This window comes from Winogradskyella sediminis (genome assembly GCF_003387355.1).
Classification (GTDB): Bacteria; Bacteroidota; Bacteroidia; order Flavobacteriales; family Flavobacteriaceae; genus Winogradskyella; species Winogradskyella sediminis.
On the sequence record NZ_QUNH01000003.1, the window covers coordinates 196,816 to 214,560 of the forward strand.

A 17,745-nucleotide genomic window follows, 5' to 3' on the forward strand; every position below is an offset into this window, starting at 1 on the left:
TCGGTATATATATGGTATAAATATTTAGATTGATAAAAATATTTAAAGCAACTTTTAACGGATAATAAAATTGGTTTTTTATATGTTTAATTGCTTTGCGAATGGTGAGACATTATTTTACAATAGGTGCTTATTTAATAAATTAGAACACTAATCTAATCAGAGATATTTAAAATTATATTTCCTTAAATACAACCGTAAATCATTTCAAAAAATATAATCTAACTATTGCACGAATTAACTACATTTGCACTCGCAAAAAAGAGATTTCCGTTTTGGCGGAAACTATTAAATAAATTTACTCGATGAAAGCCGGAATTGTAGGATTACCAAACGTAGGAAAATCAACCTTATTTAACTGTTTATCTAATGCTAAAGCGCAGAGTGCAAACTTTCCGTTTTGTACCATTGAGCCTAATATAGGTGTGGTAAATGTGCCTGATCCAAGATTAGAGAAATTAGAGGAATTAGTAAAACCAGAGCGTGTATTGCCTGCCACTGTAGAGATTGTGGATATAGCAGGTTTGGTGAAAGGCGCGAGTAAAGGTGAAGGTTTAGGGAACCAATTCTTAGCGAATATTAGAGAAACCGACGCTATTTTGCATGTTTTGCGTTGTTTTGATAACGATAATATAGTGCATGTTGATGGTTCTGTAGATCCGATTAGAGATAAGGAAACTATTGATATGGAATTGCAGCTTAAGGACTTAGAAACGGCTGAAAAGAAGTTAGATAAAGTAAAGCGTGCTGCCAAAACAGGAAATAAAGAAGCGCAAAAAGAAGAAGCAGTGCTCTTAAAAATAAAAGAAAATCTTGAAGCGGGTATTTCTGTGAGAGCTATTGATTTTTCTGAAGAAGATTACGAAGATTACGTAAAGCCTTCACAGTTTATTACAGATAAGCCGGTAATGTATGTGTGTAATGTAGATGAAGGTGCTGCAAATTCTGGTAACGCTTACGTAGATAAGGTGAAAGCAGCTGTAAAAGATGAAAACGCTGAGGTACTAGTTTTAGCAGTAGGAACTGAAGCAGATATAAATGAATTAGACGATTATGAAGAGCGTCAAATGTTTTTAGCGGATATAGGATTAGATGAGCCAGGTTCTGCTAAATTAATACGTTCGGCTTACAAGTTGTTAAATCAGCAAACTTATTTTACCGCTGGTGTTAAAGAGGTGAGAGCTTGGACGGTTAATGTTGGAGCTACTGGTCCACAGGCAGCTGGAGTTATTCATACGGATTTTGAAAAAGGCTTTATTAGAGCTGAGGTTATTGCTTACGATGATTACGTGACTTACGGTAGTGAAGCTAAAGTAAAAGAAGCTGGTAAAATGCGTGTAGAAGGAAAGAATTATGTTGTTAAGGATGGAGATGTGATGCATTTCTTGTTTAATGTGTAACTTGCACAAATGATAAAGGATTTAAAAAAGATAAGCTTTAAACAGATTTTATTTTTTTTGGTGTGTGTTTTAATTGTAGAGTTTCTACTGTTAAAACAGACACCTTTTTTTTGGGATGGCGTTACTAAATCATCGCGTGCGAGTTGGATTTACGCTAATGGTCTTACCGAATTTATTGTGCCTACTGAATATAATTCTGGACATCCTCCATTGTGGATTACCTTATTGGCTTTATTTTGGACCATTTTTGAAAAAGCCCTTTGGTCATCACGCTTATTATTGTTGTTCGTTAATATTGGTGTCGTTTGGCAATTAGTGTTGTTTTGTAAATCTAATTTTTTAAAAACGGTTTCGGTACTTGCAGTTTTATTAGTGTGTTTAGAGCCTACATTTGTAGCGCAAACTACTAATTTAAACAACGATATGTTGCTGTTGTTTTTTACGCTGCTAGGATTAAATGCGCTCATTAAATCTCAACAATTCATTTTTGCGTTGGCATTATCAGGGTTGCTATTTACTAATCTTAGAGGTATTTATGTGGTTGTAGCTATAGCGTTAATTCATGTTGTCTACACACGATTAAAATTAATTAAAAATGCAAAACCCATCTATTTGGGTTACGTGTTTGCGTTCATAAGTTTTGCTATATTTTGTTGGTTTCAATATGAAAAATTAGGCTGGTTTTTAATTTCTCAGAATGAAAACTATAACGCTCATAGGCAATCTGTAGGTTTAAAACAATGGTTTGTTAATAGTGTTGTGTATGCTAAATGCTTTTTGGATTACGGACGCTTTATCATTGCTATATTTTTAGTACCCTTGTTGGTAAAATACTTAAAAGACAAATCAAATAGATCTATTAAAATCGATAGAATAGCTATAGGTTTTTTTGTGTTTGCAATTGTGTTTTTTGTAGGGATGGTTCCTTTTTCTAATCCGTTTGGTGATCGGTATTTTATGATTTGTTATTTGTTGGCCGTGATTTTACTTATCAACTTAATTGCCCATTATAACTTGGCTAAAAAAACATTGCTTTATGCTACAATGGTCTTTATGTTTATTTCTGGTCATTTTTGGATTTATCCTGCAACGATCTCTCAATCTTGGGATAGCTCTTTAGCTTATTTAAATAGTTATACCATCGAAGATCAAATGGAACGTTATATTGATTCTGCTGGAATTAAGCCTTCTACAATAGGAACACGCATTCTATTGAATGCACGTAACTATTCAGAGTTTAAAATGTTGACAGAAGCGGATCGTTATGCGGATTTTAATCCAGCGACTAATGCATTTATATTACTTTCTAATATAGATAATCAGACTAAAGACGAAGAACTTCATGAAATTATGTCGAAATGGGAATTGGTAAAGCGATATTCGCAATTAGGGGTTTTTATGGAATTGTATAAAAGACCATAAGGCATTTTAATACTTTTATTAATAGAATCATGGCTATAATTGAAATTAAAACAATAATCCAAGCTGAAATAAACATGTGTTTTGATTTAGCGCGCAATATTGATTTTCATAAAGATTCGCTCGCGCATTCTAATGAAAAAGCTGTTGCAGGAAAAACGTCGGGTGTTATAGCTTTAGGTGAATCGGTAACTTGGGAAGCTACTCATTTTGGTGTGAAACAGCAGTTGACCTCAAAAATTACAGCTTTTAAAAGACCATACTATTTTGTAGATGAAATGATTTTTGGAGCTTTTAAATCTTTTAAACACGAGCATATTTTTGAAGTACAAACAGATGAGCAATCTAAGAAAAGTTATACTTTAATGACAGATGTTTTTGAGTTTGAGTCGCCTTTAGGTATCTTGGGTAAATTTGTAAATTTCCTATTTTTAAAACGTTATATGAAAAATTTGCTAACGACTAGGAATGCGTATCTAAAGACTGCAGCAGAAAAATTAGCTATTTAAACCATTTTAGATTTAATTAGGTTTTTAGTGCTACTTTATAAGTTTTAAAAACGCTAAGAATATTTATGAGTTTTGAATATAGAATTACTTAAAATTCCTAAATAAACGGACTATTTTACTTCGTTTAGAGTTCTTTTGTAGCTTCATCTTCAATTTCTCATAACTTGTTAATTACTTTACGTCAACCATATTTCATTTTTTAAGCTATAATCTTATATTAGCGTTCCATCATTAAATCCGTCCTAACTACTATGGCAGAACAGTCAAACTATACTGAAGATAACATACGCTCACTCGATTGGAAAGAACACATCCGAATGCGTCCTGGTATGTATATCGGTAAATTGGGTGACGGCTCCTCTCCAGATGATGGTATATACATTTTACTTAAGGAGGTTTTAGACAACTCTATTGATGAGTATGTAATGGGAGCTGGTAAAACTATTGAGATTTCTATTCATGGAGAACGTGTTATTGTGCGCGATTATGGTCGTGGTATTCCTTTAGGAAAAGTAGTAGACGTTGTGTCTAAAATGAATACTGGAGGAAAATACGATTCAAAAGCCTTTAAAAAATCGGTAGGTTTAAATGGTGTGGGTACTAAGGCGGTGAATGCATTGTCTTCTTATTTTAGAGTAGAGTCTACAAGAGATAGTAAGTCGGCCTCTGCAGAATTTGAACAAGGAAATCTTATTAATCAAGAATTATTAGAAGATACTTCTAGAAGAAAGGGAACTAAGGTTTCTTTTATTCCTGATGAAATTATATTTAAAAATTACAAGTACCGCAGTGAATATGTGGTAAAAATGCTTAAAAACTATGTTTATCTAAATCCAGGGTTGACCATTGTTTTTAACGGTGAAAAGTTTTTTAGCGAAAATGGATTAAAGGATTTATTATCTGAAAGTATTAACGAAACAGATATGCTTTATCCTATAATTCACCTTAAAGGTGATGACATTGAAGTGGCGCTCACACATAGTAAAACACAATATAGTGAAGAGTATAGGTCGTTTGTAAACGGACAAAACACCACGCAAGGCGGAACGCACTTAGCTGCATTTAGAGAGTCTTTGGTAAGAACCGTTAGGGAATTTTACGGTAAAAACTATGAAGCTTCAGATATTCGAAAATCAGTAGTGTCTGCGATTGCTATAAAAGTGATGGAACCTGTTTTTGAAAGCCAGACAAAAACAAAATTAGGTTCTACGGATATGGGTGGCGATTTGCCTACGGTAAGAACCTATATAAACGATTTTGTAAAAACATATTTAGATAATTATTTACATAAAAATCCAGATACGGCAGAAAAACTGCAACGTAAAATTCTTCAAGCAGAACGCGAACGAAAAGAATTGTCTGGTATTAGGAAATTAGCAAAAGACAGAGCTAAAAAGGCGAGTTTGCACAATAAGAAGTTGCGCGATTGTCGCGTACACTTTGGTGATACTAAAAAAGATGGGTATTTAGATACTACATTGTTTATCACTGAGGGTGATTCTGCATCTGGTAGTATTACGAAATCTCGAAATGTAAACACTCAAGCGGTATTTAGTTTAAAAGGAAAGCCTTTAAACTGCTACGGTTTAAGTAAGAAAATTGTGTACGAGAATGAGGAGTTTAATTTGCTTCAGGCGGCTTTAAATATTGAGGAATCCTTAGAGGATCTACGTTACAATAATGTGGTGATTGCAACGGATGCCGATGTCGATGGTATGCATATTAGATTACTGCTTATTACATTCTTTTTGCAATTCTTTCCAGAGGTTATTAAAGAAGGGCACCTATATATTTTACAAACCCCTTTATTTAGAGTTCGAAATAAAAAGAAAACCATTTATTGCTACTCGGAGGAAGAACGACGCAATGCTATGGAAGAATTAAAACCAAAACCAGAAATTACGCGATTTAAAGGTTTAGGTGAAATTTCGCCAGATGAGTTTGTGCATTTTATTGGAGATGATATTCGTTTAGATCCGGTAATGTTAGATAAGGATATGTCTATTGAAGAATTACTGTCCTTCTATATGGGGAAAAATACACCAACACGTCAAGAATTTATTATAGATAATCTTAAAGTTGAATTAGATGTTATTGAAGATGAATTATGAGAACAGATAACCGAGAAATAAAAAATACCATAATCTCTATCTATTTTATCTTAATTATCGCAGCCGTTTTACTCGCTACGGTATTCCGATCTTATAATTTAATAGAAGGGAGTTCGCTATATGTAATTATAGGTTTGTTAGTAGCAGTAGTTGTTGTGCATTTTGTCGCGCGATTTTTTGAGTATGATAGTGATGGTGCTAATGTTATTATTACCAACAGCGGATTAATACTTACAGATCATTTTAATTATAGAGAAAATAAAGTAGAGGTCGCAAGACATAAAATTAGTGGTTATAAGATTATTAACTATTATTTTTATAAAAGTTTAATTGTCTATACCACACAAAGTAATGGTAAAGTATCTAGGGAACGTTTTAATATTACACTTTTAAAACATAAAAAAGTAAAATATGTAAGACAGTCTTTAAAGAAGATAATAAAGGAAAATAAAAGCAAAAAGTTGGAGATATAGATGATAGAAGAGCACGACGAGTTGTTAAACGAGGACGATGGTAGCCAAGAAACCATTACCAAGGTTACCGGAATGTATAAAGAATGGTTCTTAGATTATGCATCCTACGTAATTTTAGAACGTGCAGTACCTGCGATTGAAGATGGTTTTAAGCCTGTGCAGCGTCGTATAATGCACTCCATGAAAGACTTAGATGATGGTCGCTATAATAAAGTAGCGAATATTGTAGGGCATACCATGCAATATCATCCTCATGGAGATGCAAGTATTGCAGATGCCATGGTTCAGATAGGGCAAAAAGACTTGTTAATAGATACTCAGGGGAACTGGGGAAATATATTAACAGGTGATCGCGCGGCAGCTTCTCGTTATATTGAAGCACGACTGTCTAAGTTTGCTTTAGATGTGGTGTATAATCCAAAGATTACAGAATGGCAGGCATCTTACGATGGACGACGAAAAGAACCTATTAACTTGCCAGTTATGTTTCCTTTATTACTGGCTCAAGGAGGTGAAGGTATTGCAGTAGGATTGTCTACAAAAATTTTGCCTCATAATTTTATTGAGTTGATAGATGCTTCCGTGAAGCACTTAAAAGGCAAGCGCTTTACGCTATTACCAGATTTTCCAACCGCTGGTATTGCGGACTTTACAAACTACAATGATGGTATGCGTGGTGGTAAAGTAAGAGTGAGAGCTTTAATTTCTCAACGTGATAAGAATACTTTAAAAATTACTGAAATCCCTTATGGTACTACGACATCGTCACTTATAGACTCTATACTTAAGGCGAATGACAAGGGAAAAATAAAAATTAAAAAAATTGAGGATAATACAGCTGCTGAAGTTGAAATTTTAATTCATCTTCCGTCAGGTTTATCTCCGGATAAAACAATTGATGCGCTTTATGCATTTACAAGTTGTGAATCTTCTATTTCTCCATTAGGCTGTGTTATTGAAGATAACAAACCTTATTTTGTAGGGGTTAGTGAAATGCTACGTCGTTCTACAGATAATACGGTTCAGCTTTTAAAGAGTGAATTAGAAATCCGATTGGCAGAATTTCAAGAGCAATGGCATTTTGCTTCACTCGAGCGTATTTTTATTGAAAATAGAATTTATCGCGATATTGAAGAAGAGGAAACTTGGGATGGAGTTATTGCGGCAATCGACAAAGGACTTCAGCCACATATTACACATTTAAAACGCGCCATAACAGTTGATGATATTACGCGATTAACAGAAATTAGAATTAAGCGTATTTCTAAATTCGACATCGATAAGGCACAGCAAAAGATAGATGCTTTAGAAGATCAAATAGCTGAAGTAAAACATCACTTAGCGAATCTAACTGACTATGCTATAGCATATTTTGAACGACTAAAAAAAGATTACGGTGAAGGTAAAGAACGTAAAACAGAAATCAGAATCTTTGATGATGTTGATGCGACAAAAGTGGTTATAAGGAATACAAAACTCTATGTAAATAGAGAGGAAGGTTTTATAGGAACTTCTTTAAAACGCGACGAATATGTTTGCGATTGTAGTGATATTGATGACATCATTGTCTTTACGAAACAAGGCACCATGATGGTGACCAAAGTAGACTCTAAAACCTTTATTGGTAAGAATATTATTCATGTGGCTGTGTTTAAGAAAAAAGACAAGCGTACCATTTACAATATGATTTATCGCGATGGTAAAGGTGGGCCATCGTATGTAAAACGATTTGCTGTAACTAGTATGACACGAGACCGGGAGTACGATTTAACCAATGGTAATAAAGGGTCTATGTTATGGTATTTCTCTGCAAATCCGAACGGAGAAGCAGAAGTTGTGACGATTATGCTTAGACAAGTTGGTAGTATCAAGAAGCTTAAATGGGACTTAGATTTTGCAGATGTCTTGATAAAGGGCAGAACCTCAAAAGGAAATCGAGTTACTAAATACGCCATTAAACGTGTGGAACTTAAAGAAAAAGGAGTGTCAACTTTAAAACCGCGTAAGATTTGGTTTGACGATACTGTTCAGCGTTTAAACGTCGATGGTAGAGGTGAGTTGATTGGTGAGTTTAGAGGAGAAGATCGACTCCTTGTCATTAATCAATCGGGAATTGTAAAAACAATTATACCAGAATTAACAACCCATTTTGATAGTGACATGATTGTCTTAGAAAAGTGGGTCCCTAAAAAGCCTATCTCTGCTATTTACTTTGATGGAGAAAAAGAGCGCTATTATGTGAAGCGTTTTGTTATTGAGCACGAGGGGAAGGAGGAGAGTTTTATTTCCGATCATCAAGATTCGCAGCTAGAGATTGTGTCTACAGACTGGAGGCCTATGGCTGAAGTAGAATTCACAAAAGAACGTGGTAAAGATCGCAAACCAAACATGGAGGTTAATCTTGAAGAATTTATTTCGGTAAAGGGGATTAATGCTCTTGGAAATCAACTTACTAAAGATAAAGTGAATCAGATTAATATAATGGATCCTTTGCCTTATGAAGCACCAGAAGAAGTGCATGCTGATGAGTTGGAGGTAGTTGATGAAGTAACGATTCCTTCTGCAACTTCAGAAGGAGAAGCTCAGTCTAATAACTCGTCTAAAAGTGATGGTGAGGATGATTCTGAAACCGATGGTCAAGGTCAGGTAACACTCTTTTAAAAAATTGTTTTGAGCTGTATATAAGCTGTATAATACTCTTTGTGTTGTGCAGTTTTTTTGTTTGTCTTAACTTGGACGACTTGGTTTTCTTGATATGAGGAAGTAAGTTTTGTTTTAAATGCTATTTGGAAAACATCTAATCAACTTTAGTTGCTACGCCTTTTTCTACCCGAGAAGGTCTGTTTGGGCGTTTTAAGGCCAATTTGTATTCAAAAGTATAGGAATTGTCCGTTGTGGATAAAATCTTCATGTGAATAGCTTCTTTTTCCGAATTGCTGGTTGGGTGTAGTTTTTTTAATATAAACTCACAATCGTTAATCCAGCGAATGGACGAAGAGTCTGCTTTTTCTTCGTGATAATCTATGTTGTAGTCTTCTGTACGTTTAAATCGTGAGGTGTGTTCCTTACCATTTATAACATAAGAAAACTCAAAAGTTCCTGTTTTAAAGTCTGAACAATCGCGTTCTATAGAGTAGCAGCTAGTAAGTAATATTAATAACAATAGAGAGAGCAAAAACTTCATAAAAATCCTTTTTGCAAAGGTAATGAATAGTGTATTTAATACTAAGGCTTGTAGCTTTTAAATGTTCCGTTTTTGTAAAAGATTACAATTTTGTCTATTTCTTGATCTGAGTCAGAATGTGAAGCGATATTTAAATCTGGTTGTGGAGGTGTCGTTTTAGTTTCTGTTGTATTTGAAAGTGGAGATTCTGAAATTTTAGGCTTACTCGGAAAATCACCTTTACCATTCATTAGCCAATATAATTCTACTTCAGGATAGGTGGAAAGTACCTTCATAACAAAGTCTAGACTTGGCTTGTTTCTGCCACTTAAAATATGTGAAATACTAGAGCGTTGTACACCAATTTTTTCTGCAAAACTAGAGGCAGATTCACTGTAGTAATCTATGATTTTTTGTAAACGTTTTGTGAAATCGACGGAGTTTATCATTGTAAACTTTAGTTTTGTAAAAGTATTGATACAAATGTAAACAATAGTATTTAGGTATGAAATGAATTTAACAATTTAATAAAAAAATACATTAAAGTTAATGTTTGATTAAGGGGCTTAATTATCTGAAATTAAGTTAATTGACTAGTAAGCTTAAAGTTTGTTGAATTATTGTCAATTGAAGTTGTATGAAGGTGTGGAAAGTTTTGAAAAACTGTTTACTTCTGTAACAAAACAATTCTATTTTTCTGTTTACAAATGTAACAAAGTAAATGATTACATTTGTAACCAATAATTTAATCATATGAATTTAGAGCTTTTAAACCGTCTCTTTTTAGAGGTTAAAACACCAGAACTTTATGGTCGGTATATTACCAATTCTGACATAGAAAAATGTTTCGACTATTTGTCTAAACCTAAAATTTCTACTGTAGGGTTTTCTGTTGAAAAACGACCAATTTATCATTTAGAATTTGGTAATGGACCTATAAAAATTTTATTATGGTCACAAATGCATGGCAACGAATCGACATCTACAAAAGCGCTTTTTGATTGTTTTCGACTTTTTGAAACAGAAGAAGAACTTGGCAGACAAATTTTAGAAAAATGTACGTTAGTGGTCATTCCTATTTTAAATCCTGATGGTGCTGAACGTTATACACGTGTAAACGCTAATGAAGTGGATTTAAATAGAGATGCACAAGCCTTATCTCAGCCAGAAAGCCAAGTATTACGTCAGGTGTATAACGATTTTCAACCCGATTACTGTTTTAATCTTCATGGTCAGCGTACCATTTTTAGCGCAGGAGATACTAATAAAGTAGCTGCACTATCGTTTTTGTCTCCGGCACAAGATGAAGAACGTCAGTTAACGCGTAATAGAAAAGAAGCAATGGCTATTATTTCAGAAATAAACGCCTTTTTACAATCCGAGATTCCAAATGGTATAGGGCGTTATGATGATGGTTTTAATTTCAATTGTGTGGGAGATACGTTTCAAAGCTTTGGAGTTCCGACGGTGTTGTATGAGTCCGGACACTATAAAACTGATTATAATAGGGAAGAGGTGCGTCGTTTAACTTATATAGCTATTCTAAAAGGAATTGAAACTATAATGAATGGAGTTGAGATGGCGCGGTATAAGAACTATTTTAATATTCCAGAAAATGCGAAATGCTTTTACGATGTCATTATCCGAAATGCTAAAAGTTATTGTAATGACGCTCTGATAGATATAGCTATTCAGTATAAAGAAGTTTTAAAGGATGGTAAACTTGAATTTATACCTACAGTTACGGAAATTTCTGAGCTAAATGACAAATATGGTCATAAAGAAATAGAAGCCAATGGTTTTTTAGTAACAACAGAGGATAATTTGGACTTAAATATAGGCTTCGAAATCGATTTCGTAATGTTAAAAAAAGAAAGAATATCATTAAAACCTTAAAATTATTCAATTTTAATGCAGATTTGTTAATGTAAATGTTTTATTTTTGCATTTAGTTTAAAGATTTTATAAGTATGGCAAAGTTTAAATTAGATGAAGTTGATCACCAAATTCTAGATATGTTGATCGATAATACGCGTATTCCGTTTACAGATATTGCAAAAAAATTGTTGATTTCTGCAGGTACAGTTCATGTACGTGTTAAAAAGATGGAAGAAGCAGGTATTATAATGGGTTCATCTTTAACATTAGATTACCAAAAGCTAGATTATTCATTTATAGCTTATGTTGGTGTTTTTCTTCAAAACACATCGCAAACTAAATTTGTTTTAGAGCGAATTTCAGATATTCCTTATGTGACGGTAGCGCATATAACTACAGGAAAATTTAATATTTTCTGTAAAATTAGAGCAAAAGATACCATGCACGCTAAGGATATTATTTTTATGTTAGATGATATTGACGGAGTGTATAGAACTGAAACTATGATTTCGTTAGAGGAAAGTCTTAATGATAAAAAACGTTTGATGCATACCATTTTTAATGAATTGTAATCAAAATTAAATATATAAACCAAGCCCTGAGTTATTTTAATTTGGGGCTTTTTTAATTTATAGCTTATGAGTTTGAGTCTTATTTCGAAATCTGAGTATAATGTTTTTTATCAACCTTATATAGATGCAGTAAAAGATGTAGGTCTTTTAGAAGGGTTGAAGCTAAGTGGAGAGGCTGTGAATTCATTTTTGTTGTCTATACCTATAGAAAAACATCGTTATGCTTACGCAAAAGGCAAGTGGACAATACATGATGTGTTGCTGCATATAATTGATACTGAGCGTATATTTGCCTATAGAGCTTTAAGAATTGCTAGAGGAGATAAAACGCCATTAGCAGGTTTTGAGCAAGATGATTATGTGATACAAGCTTGTGCTAATAGCCGATCTTTCGAAAGTTTATTAAAGGAGTACAACACTGTGAGGCAAACTACAATAATGTTATTTGAATCCTTTGATGCAGCGACCTTACTTAATATCGGTGAAGCCTCTGGATTTCCGGTGTCGGTTAGAGCCATTGGTTATATCATCTGTGGACATGAAAAACACCATATAAAGATTATTAAAGAGCGCTATCTTTAACGCGCATAATAATCGAATGCTTCAAATATTAACGCATTGCTAACAACACAGTCTAGCTTTGGTTTGCCAATAGCTTCTAATAGTACAAATTTTACAACACCATGACTGTTCTTTTTATCATATTTGAGTAATTCGATAATATGTTCTTGGTCTGCTTTGGTAATTGTAACTTTAGAAAATGTTTTTAAAATACCATTTGTTATCGTTTCTAAGTGGTTTTGACTTAATCCACACATCTTAGTAGATAGATAGGTTTCTAAAATCATGCCTATGGCAATAGCTTCTCCATGGAGTAGTGGTGTTTTGTCGGCATTTTCTAAGAAATAACTTTCAATAGCATGACCCAATGTGTGTCCGAAATTCAATATTTTCCTAAGTCCTTTTTCGGTTGGGTCGGATGTTACAACTTTATTTTTAATATCAATAGAATCGTAAATAAGACGATCTAAGTCTGAAATATCTAAATTTTCGAGATGTGTTAGAGTATTCCAATACGATTCGTCATAAATTAGACCATGTTTAAGCATTTCAGCAAATCCCGATACCATTTCATTTTGAGGGAGTGAATCAAGAAAAGAAGTATCTACACCAACCATTTCTCCTTCATTAATAACACCAACCTGGTTTTTTAAAGTACCTAAATCAACACCTGTTTTACCTCCAACGGATGCATCGACCATAGCTAATAAACTTGTTGGAATATTTATATATGAAATGCCACGCATATAAGTACTCGCCACAAAACCACCTAAATCCGTAACAACGCCACCACCTAAATTGATTAATAAACTTTTGCGATCAGCATTATATTCAGAGAGCGCTTCCCATACTCCAGTACAAATATCAATAGATTTATGTTCTTCGCCATTTGGCATTTCCATCACCTCAACGGCAATTTCACCAGATTCTACACGCTGAAGAAACTTTGGTAAACAATAATCGTGCGTATTAGAGTCTACAAGAACAAAGATCTTAGACGGTTGAACTGTTTTTATATAATCATTTAGTGCTGTGTAAACCTCAGAGTTAAAGTAGACTACAGCGTTTTTTGTTGAAATAGAGTCCATATTAAAAATTGTGTGCAAAATATGACGTGAAAATACTTCCTTTTTAGAAAAAAATGTAAGACTATAATAAATATATTTGCATTTATATTCTTTTTACTAATGATAAATAGGTCACTCTTTGAAGATACGAAAACAGCGTTCACCTTAAAATCTGATTCAGAATTAGATCGTGCGTATTTTTTGTTCAAAATGATTTCGTCCGCACCTTTAGTTCGGATTGGTACAGTAGCTACAAATTTTGCTTTAAAAGCACACTTGCCTGTAGAAAAACTGATTCGAGCTACAGTATTCGATCATTTCTGCGGAGGTGTAAATGAAGACGATTGCTTGCCTGTAATTGATAGGTTGTATACTGAAGGCGTGAGTTCCGTTTTAGATTACTCTGTGGAGGGGAAAGCAGAAGAAAATCAGTTTGATAATGCATTAGAAAAAATATTAAAGATTATTCATTTTTGCGATGATAGAGAAGCAATGCCTATTGTTGTTTTTAAGCCTACCGGATTTGGACGGTTTTTATTATATCAGAAAAAGACAGAAGGAGTTGCATTAACGGAAGAGGAAGAAGCAGAATGGCAAAGAGTTGTTAATCGTTTTGATAAGGTATGTAAACTAGCAAAAGAAAAAGATGTTGAAGTCTTAATTGATGGTGAAGAAAGTTGGATGCAAGATGCTGCTGACGATTTGGTAGAAGAAATGATGTTTCGTTATAATAAAGACGTGACTATAGTTTATAATACATTACAATTATACCGTTGGGATCGTTTAGATTATTTAAAAAGTTTACATGAGCGTGCCAAATCAAAAGGTTTTAAAATAGGTATGAAGATTGTGCGTGGTGCTTATATGGAAAAAGAGCGGGAAAGAGCTTTAGAAAAGGGCTACGATTCTCCAATATGTGAAAATAAAAAAGCTACAGATGATAATTTTGATGGTGCTTTAAACTATATATTACAGAATTTAAAAGACATCTCTGTTTTTATTGGAACACATAATGAGTTAAGTTGCTATTTGGCTATGGAGCTTATGAAAACGCATCATATTTCTAAAGAAGACAACAATGTTTGGTTTGGTCAATTATATGGTATGAGCGATCATATTAGTTTTAATTTGGCAGCTGAAGGCTATAATGTTGCTAAGTACATACCATTTGGACCGGTAAAAGATGTTATGCCTTATTTAATTAGAAGGGCAGAGGAGAATACTTCAGTGGCAGGACAAACGAGTCGCGAATTATCACTACTTAAATCAGAACGACGTAGAAGAAAGTTGTGACCCTTTTTCGGTTGACCTCATTAAGAGAAAAACAATAATTTAAGTAATGATTTAGATAAAGAATCCACTAAATACTATTTAGTGGATTCTTTTTTTTATGCAATTATAATGATGGTATTAAGATTTACTAAACTGGTACCATTTTTTCTTTTTATGAGGGTTGTTGCCGTAGCCGTAACCATAGCCGTATCCCTTTTTGTCAAAATTGGTTCCGTTTAAGAGCATATTCATATTTGGTAATCTGTTGTCTTCATAAAGAGGCTTCGCTACAGCGGCTAATTGTCTTTTATCAACATTATTTGCGCTGACAACATAGATAAAGATATCTGCAAATTTTGATACTAATAAAGTGTCGCTTACTAAACCTACAGCAGATGTGTCAACAATAATATAATCATATTTGCCTTCAAAATAATCAAAGAGATCTTTAATTCTGTCGCTCATTAGTAGCTCAGAAGGGTTTGGTGGTATGGTTCCAGAAGCAATGACATCTAAAAATTTATTGTTTTTTAACTTATTTACAATGTCAAAAGGCTGAAGGTCTTTATTAGCGATGTAGTCTGATAACCCAACTTCTTTATTAGGTTTTTCATTAAGGTATTTCATAATTTTTGGAACCCTGATGTCCATTTCAATTAGTAATACTCTTTTATCAGAAAATGAAATTGAGGTAGCCAAGTTGGTACTTGTATGCGATTTACCTTCTTGTGCTTTGGTAGAAGTTATAAAAACTTTTTTTGTGAGAGAGCTATTGTTTTTTAATAAAAAATCAATGTTAGATCTTATGATTCTAAAGGCTTCAGCTTTAGGAGAGTAGTCCACTTTGTTAATAAGCTTTCGTTTTTTACTCGTTAAAGGGACATCGCCTATGTAAGGAATATTAAGTACCTCTTGTAGATCGTCTTTATCATAGATTTTTGTGTCTAATAGGTCTTTGACATAAATAAAGCCTATGGGAATAGCTAAACCTAAGAGCATCGCTGCCAAATAAGTAATCATTCTGTTTGGAGCCACAGGAATGAATGTAGAATAAGCCTTGTCTATAACTTTTGCATTCGAAGTAAACATGCCAAGCGTTATCGCTGATTCTTCTCTTTTTTCTAATAAATATAGATACAATGATTCTTTAATACTTTGTTGACGCTCTATGCTTCGAAGTTGTTTTTGTTTTGTCGGAGCCGAATAAAGTTGCCCTCTAATTCTTGCATCTTCTTTGTTAAGATTACTCAGTGTGATTTGACTTGATTTTTTTATGGTTTCAAGTGAATTAGATAAGTTTTCTTTTAAAGCATTAATTTGATTGTTTAAGTTAATGACTACAGGATTGCTTTCAGTTGAGTTTTTTAAAAGTTTATCGCGCTCGGCAACTAAGTTATTATGTGTTTGAGTAACTTGACTTATGTTGCCATCCGATATTCCGATATCAACAGGTAAAAGATCAGAGTTCTTATTCTTTTCTTTTATTTCTTGTTGCATGTAGTCAATTAACTGAATATTATTTGTGGTACTGTTAATTAAAGATTCATTTTGTCTTTCACTTTGTAGATAAATATCGGCTTGTGCACCAAGAGCGGTGAGATTGTTTCGTTTTTGAAGCTGTTCTGCGGTAAAATCAACTTCTTCTAATTCTTTAAATACTAATTCTAATCGATTGTTTATAAAATCGGAGGTGACTTTTACTACCTCCTCTTTATCAGTAATAACATCGTTGTTATATTCTTTAATTAATTGATTTAGAAAATTTATAGCTCTTTTAGGAATGTTGTCTTTCAGTCCTAGTTTTACCACACTAGATTTTTCTCCATTGGATATTGAGAGGCTTGACTGATACATGCCAACAACAGAAGAAATACGTCGAATAGATACTCTTAAATTACTGCCCGTTGTTGGACTGTGGTTTCCTATATTTGGAACAATAACAATATCACCAAATCCTGTTTTTATACGATCTCCGAATGAAAAGGTTTTGCCTAAGGCATCATCGCGATCCATAAGCGATTTTCCGTCGTCTTTGAACATTAGAAATTCTGAAGGAGACTTTATTTTAATAAAAAGTGTTGTATCTATTTGATGTACAATAGAATCGTGAGCGAAAAAATTTATTTTTATCGGTGGGTTTTCATAAATTTCATGTTCTTTTATCTTTCCTTGTTTGTAATAAGTGATATTAAGATTTAATTTTTTAACAATATTAGAAATTAAAGACCTCGACGTCATGACGGCGATCTCATCTTCTATACGGTTAGTTTTACCAGATAGAAGATTACTTCCGCTTAGTTCAGCTAAGCTTGGTAGTTTTTGAGATTCTTTATCGTCTTTAATCCTAATAGTAGCGGAAGCTTGGTACAGATTAGTTGAGTAGCGCAAATATGTATAAGCAAGGGCTAATGCGATAATCACAAAAAATGATATTAACTTCCACTTAGATAGGTATAAGTTTATTGTTTTCTTAAGTTGTTTTGTTATTATAATATTTTTAGATTCCATGTAATACTAGATTGTAATTACTAAGTTATTTTATTAAAAATACGGCAATAACGGTGGTTAAGGTTCCAATCGCTGAAATTAACACGCTATTATTTTGATTATAAGTAGAGGATCGGACTCTTGCATTATTTTGCTCCACGTATATAACATCATTTTGTTGTAAATAATATAAAGGAGAGTTAATTGAATTTACGGAAGTTAAGTCTATATTGGCAAATTTCTTTTTACCATCAACTTCTCTAATGAGCTTAATGTTAGTTCTTTTACCATAAATAGTAAGATCATTAGCATAGCCAAGGGCTTCTAATATCGTCACTCTTTCATCTTGCATCGTAAAGGTTCCTGGGCTATTAACTTCTCCTAAAACCGTCACTGTAAAGTTGGCTAGTCTCACATTAACAATAGGATCTTTTGCCATAGTGCTAATACGTTCTACCAATAGATTTGTTAATTCGGTTCTTGTGAGCCCTTCAACCTTTAAAGTTCCAAAGACAGGAAACTCAATATTACCATTTTTATCAACTAAATAAGTTTGTTGAGTTAAACTTCCTTGTGCACTTGTTAAGTCTGAAGTATTATGAGAAACCGCAGGTAAATTAAAAGGCATCACAGTTGCTGGGTCTAACGCTGTAACGTTAATAGTGAGAATATCGTCTGGTTTGTATATTAATTCTGTAGGTTCAGAAGATAAAAGTCCTTTTGAAAGTGGCTCATCTTGAAAGTAGATTAAGTCTTTTCGAGAGCCACATGATGTTGCAGTAATTATTGCTAGTATGCTGATGATTAGAAGGCGCGTTTTCATTATAAAGATT

At 33.4% G+C, this 17,745-nt stretch carries 15 protein-coding genes; 10 read left to right on the forward strand and 5 right to left on the reverse strand.

Annotation, left to right across the window (positions count from 1 at the left end; all coding sequences use genetic code 11):
• Positions 1-305: 305 nt before the first annotated feature.
• The 6 genes from ychF (at position 306) to C8N41_RS13650 (ending at position 8,573) form a co-directional block, all read left to right on the forward strand.
• Positions 306-1,400 (forward strand): redox-regulated ATPase YchF, encoded by a 1,095-nt coding sequence (ychF, locus tag C8N41_RS13625; RefSeq protein WP_115839680.1) that lies wholly within the window; start codon positions 306-308, stop codon positions 1,398-1,400.
• Between the two features lie 9 nt (positions 1,401-1,409).
• Complete coding sequence (locus C8N41_RS13630) at positions 1,410-2,822, forward strand: glycosyltransferase family 39 protein (protein WP_115839681.1); 1,413 nt, start codon at positions 1,410-1,412, stop codon at positions 2,820-2,822.
• A gap of 29 nt (positions 2,823-2,851) precedes the next feature.
• Positions 2,852-3,328 (forward strand): SRPBCC family protein, encoded by a 477-nt coding sequence (locus C8N41_RS13635; protein WP_115839682.1) that lies wholly within the window; start codon positions 2,852-2,854, stop codon positions 3,326-3,328.
• Positions 3,329-3,579: 251 nt separating this feature from the next.
• Positions 3,580-5,439 carry a DNA topoisomerase IV subunit B gene (locus C8N41_RS13640; protein ID WP_115839683.1) on the forward strand — a complete coding sequence of 620 codons (1,860 nt, stop codon included), beginning with the start codon at positions 3,580-3,582 and terminating at the stop codon, positions 5,437-5,439.
• Positions 5,436-5,912, forward strand: a complete 477-nt coding sequence (locus C8N41_RS13645) for a hypothetical protein (RefSeq protein WP_092443160.1) — start codon at positions 5,436-5,438, stop codon at positions 5,910-5,912. Before C8N41_RS13640 ends, C8N41_RS13645 begins: the two co-directional genes overlap by 4 nt.
• Positions 5,913-8,573, forward strand: a complete 2,661-nt coding sequence (locus C8N41_RS13650) for a DNA gyrase/topoisomerase IV subunit A (RefSeq protein WP_092443158.1) — start codon at positions 5,913-5,915, stop codon at positions 8,571-8,573.
• A 136-nt stretch (positions 8,574-8,709) separates the two neighbouring features.
• Here C8N41_RS13650 and C8N41_RS13655 read toward each other — a convergent pair whose 3' ends face one another.
• Both C8N41_RS13655 and C8N41_RS13660 read right to left on the reverse strand, forming a co-directional pair.
• Complete coding sequence (locus C8N41_RS13655; protein ID WP_115839684.1) at positions 8,710-9,096, reverse strand: hypothetical protein; 387 nt, start codon at positions 9,094-9,096, stop codon at positions 8,710-8,712.
• A 41-nt stretch (positions 9,097-9,137) separates the two neighbouring features.
• Positions 9,138-9,524 (reverse strand): helix-turn-helix domain-containing protein, encoded by a 387-nt coding sequence (locus C8N41_RS13660; protein ID WP_115839685.1) that lies wholly within the window; start codon positions 9,522-9,524, stop codon positions 9,138-9,140.
• Positions 9,525-9,828: 304 nt separating this feature from the next.
• On the opposite strand from C8N41_RS13660, the gene C8N41_RS13665 reads away from it, so the two are divergent.
• From C8N41_RS13665 to C8N41_RS13675, 3 genes are all read left to right on the forward strand, one after another.
• Positions 9,829-10,971 carry a M14 family metallopeptidase gene (locus C8N41_RS13665; RefSeq protein ID WP_115839686.1) on the forward strand — a complete coding sequence of 381 codons (1,143 nt, stop codon included), beginning with the start codon at positions 9,829-9,831 and terminating at the stop codon, positions 10,969-10,971.
• A gap of 74 nt (positions 10,972-11,045) precedes the next feature.
• Complete coding sequence (locus C8N41_RS13670; RefSeq protein WP_092443151.1) at positions 11,046-11,525, forward strand: Lrp/AsnC family transcriptional regulator; 480 nt, start codon at positions 11,046-11,048, stop codon at positions 11,523-11,525.
• A 66-nt stretch (positions 11,526-11,591) separates the two neighbouring features.
• Positions 11,592-12,107, forward strand: a complete 516-nt coding sequence (locus tag C8N41_RS13675; protein WP_115839687.1) for a DinB family protein — start codon at positions 11,592-11,594, stop codon at positions 12,105-12,107.
• Here the strand turns inward: C8N41_RS13675 and aroB are convergent.
• Positions 12,104-13,174: a 3-dehydroquinate synthase gene (aroB, locus tag C8N41_RS13680; RefSeq protein ID WP_115839688.1), complete on the reverse strand. Its 1,071-nt coding sequence runs from the start codon at positions 13,172-13,174 to the stop codon at positions 12,104-12,106. The two genes, C8N41_RS13675 and aroB, sit on opposite strands and share 4 nt — an antisense overlap.
• Before the next feature lie 99 nt (positions 13,175-13,273).
• Here aroB and C8N41_RS13685 point away from each other — a divergent pair, with 99 nt between their 5' ends.
• Entirely contained in the window at positions 13,274-14,446 is a 1,173-nt protein-coding gene (locus tag C8N41_RS13685; RefSeq protein WP_092443145.1) for a proline dehydrogenase family protein, read from the forward strand.
• A gap of 117 nt (positions 14,447-14,563) precedes the next feature.
• Here C8N41_RS13685 and C8N41_RS13690 read toward each other — a convergent pair whose 3' ends face one another.
• Both C8N41_RS13690 and C8N41_RS13695 read right to left on the reverse strand, forming a co-directional pair.
• Positions 14,564-16,933, reverse strand: coding sequence for a GumC family protein (locus C8N41_RS13690; RefSeq protein ID WP_115839689.1), 2,370 nt, complete (start codon positions 16,931-16,933; stop codon positions 14,564-14,566).
• 25 nt (positions 16,934-16,958) lie between these two features.
• A complete protein-coding gene (locus C8N41_RS13695; RefSeq protein WP_092443141.1) occupies positions 16,959-17,735 on the reverse strand; it encodes a polysaccharide biosynthesis/export family protein in 777 nt (258 codons plus the stop codon).
• Between the last annotated feature and the right edge of the window lie 10 nt (positions 17,736-17,745).